The following is a 2,826-nucleotide window of genomic DNA, read 5'->3' on the forward strand; positions in this document are numbered from 1 at the left end:
CGCGCGTCACGCGCAGCGGCTTTGACGCACCGACCCCGACGCGGGTCATCACCGCCGAGGAGCTGGCCAGCCGTGGCACGGCGCAGGTCGGTGAATTCCTTGTCGAGGTCCCGGCTTTCCGTGGCACGCAAACCCCGCAGACCAACCCGCAAAGTGCGCGCGGCGCGGGCCAGTATTTCGCGGACCTTCGGGCGCTGGGCAGCATCCGCACGCTGACACTGGTCGATGGCCGCCGGCACGTGCCGAGCTCGCCCGACGGGCAGGTGGACCTGAACCTCATTCCGTCCGTGCTGATCAGCCGTGTTGACGTGGTTACGGGCGGTGCTTCGGCCCAGTGGGGCTCTGACGCGGTCGCCGGTGTCGTCAACATCATCATGAACCGTGACCTGGAAGGCGCGCGGGCCGACTTCTCCTACGGCATCTCCGATTATGGTGACATGGAAGAGTGGCGGGCATCGCTCGCTTACGGCACCGCCTTTGCCGAAGGGCGCGGCAGCCTCGTTGTAGGCGCCGAGTTCGTCGACAATAGCGGCATTGCCAGCCACTACGACCGCCCCTATGGCGCCGAAATCCAGGAGCTGGCCTCCTACACTGGCGCTCGTCCTGCCGGTGAGCCGTCCCGCTTCTGGGCGCGCGGTGTCACCCCGCTGACCATGACGTCGGGCGGTGTGATCATCGGTGCCAATACTGGCCCGGGTCAGCCTCTGCGCGGCATTCAGTTCGGTCCGGGTGGAACGGTCCTGCCGTTCAACTACGGACAGCAGATCGGTTCGGCGGCCATCAACAATACCGGTGGCGAACCGGGCTTCTCGATCCGGTCCGGCCACACGCTGGTCCTGCCGGTCGAGCGCCGCGTTGCCACGGCTTACGCCGATTTCGAGCTCAGCCCGTCGCTGACCGTGTTCGGCGAGGCGAGCTATGCCCGGGCCGGTTCGGACTTCACGACGGCCTTTGCCCGTGATGCTGCGCCGACTGCCATCGTGATCCAGCGGGCCAACCCGTTCATTCCGACGGCCGTGACCAACATCATGGATGCCAATGGCATCACCCAGTTTGCGATTGGCCGTGAGCACCGCGATTTCGGCCCGGTTCTGGCCAGCAACTTCAACACGACCTACCGCTTCTCTGCCGGCCTTTTCGGTCAGTTCGAGAATGGCTGGACGTGGGATGCCTATGCGCAGCACGGCCAGAATGAATTCGACTCCGTCATCGATAATCTGAAGATCATGCAGAATCTGCGCTTTGCCTTCGACGCGATCTCTGACGGTGCAGGCGGTGCGCAATGCCGCAGCGCAACGGCGCGGGCTGATGGCTGCGTGGCGATCAACCTGTTCGGCTTCGGCTCGCCTTCGCAGGCTGCAATCGACTATGTGACCGGCACGGCGCTCTACAATATCGAGACCACACAGCAGGTCTTCGCCTTCAACCTGCAAGGCGAGCCTTTCTCCACCTGGGCCGGGCCGGTTTCGGTTGCGACGGGTCTGGAGCGGCGTACCGAAGAATCCATCTCCCGCGTCGACCCGATTTCGGAGGCCAACGGGTTTGCCTACGGCAACCCGAAATCCTTCGCCGGTGAGTACACGGTGAATGAGGGCTATCTGGAATTTGTTGCTCCGCTCCTGAATAACAGCCCGCTTGCACAGAATCTCGATCTGAACGCGGCGGCCCGCTACGCAGACTACAGCTCCAGCGGCGGGGTCTGGACGTGGAAGGTCGGTCTGACCTGGGACATCAACGACCAGATCCGTCTGCGCACAACGCGGTCGCGTGACATCCGCGCGCCCAATAACAGCGAACTGTTTGCGGAAACCAGCAGCCAGACCACGCTGCGCAACCCGTTCTCCGGCGCAACGACCCAGATGTCGGTGGTGACCGGTTCCAGCCCGACGCTGCAGCCAGAAACGGCTGACACCTTTACGGTTGGTGCGGTCTTCAGCCCCAGCGTCATGCCGGGCCTGCGTATGTCGGTCGACTATTTCGACATCGATATTTCCGGTGCGATTTCCGGCTACAGCCCGCAGCTCATCCTCGACAACTGCCTGTCCGAGATCAATGGCGGCGGAGCGGGCTTCTTCTGCAGCTTCGTGACCAGAACGGGCACTGGCGCCGGAACGGTGATCAACCGCATCGACGCCCAACTGCTCAACATTGCCGGCTTCCAGAGCCGGGGCATCGACTTTGAGGTGTCCTACCAGTTCGGCTTCCTGGGTGGTGAGGCTCAGGCCCGCCTCGTAGGCACCTACATGATGGACCTCATCTCCGATGACGGCCTCGGCACGCCGCGCACCTACAATGCGGCCGGTGTCATCACCAATGTGGGCAGCGTCGTGGACCGTGCCGGTCAGGTCGGCGGGTTTACCTCGAGCAGCATCATCAATTCGACGAGTGCTCCGGAATGGACCTGGAGCGCGACCCTGAACTATCGCCGCGACCGTTGGGGAGCGATGATCCAGGGCCGGTATGTCGGTGGTGGCAATCTCGACAACACGCTCGTGGGTCCGGACAGCGCCGACTACGATCCGGCTTCGCCGATCTCGATCGCAGACAACACGATCGACAGCCGCTTCTACATCAACACCTCGGCCACCTTTGACCTGAACGACCAGGTCCAGCTCTACGGTGTGATCAACAATGTCGGGGACGTGCTTCCGCCCTTCCCCTACACCGGTTCACCCGGTTTCCATGACCGTGTCGGCCGCGCCTACAAGGTGGGTGTCCGGGTAGCCTTCTAGTTTGGGAGCCTCCTGCTGTCCGTCCGCGAATGGCCGGCCCTCCAAGGGGCCGGCGGTTCCGGGCGGACTTTTTTTGACGTCTGGGCAAGGACGC

Annotated in this window: 1 protein-coding gene; it reads left to right on the top strand. The window is 63.5% G+C overall.

Going from position 1 to position 2,826, the window contains the following annotated elements; all coding sequences use genetic code 11:
- Nucleotides 1–2,732, top strand: a 2,732-nt coding sequence (locus tag ACTS2Z_RS01360) for a TonB-dependent receptor domain-containing protein (protein ID WP_442571438.1), incomplete at its 5' end; no start/stop codon positions are given.
- Between the last annotated feature and the right edge of the window lie 94 nt (nucleotides 2,733–2,826).

Source organism: Glycocaulis sp., assembly GCF_052168375.1.
Classification (GTDB): domain Bacteria; phylum Pseudomonadota; class Alphaproteobacteria; order Caulobacterales; family Maricaulaceae; genus Glycocaulis.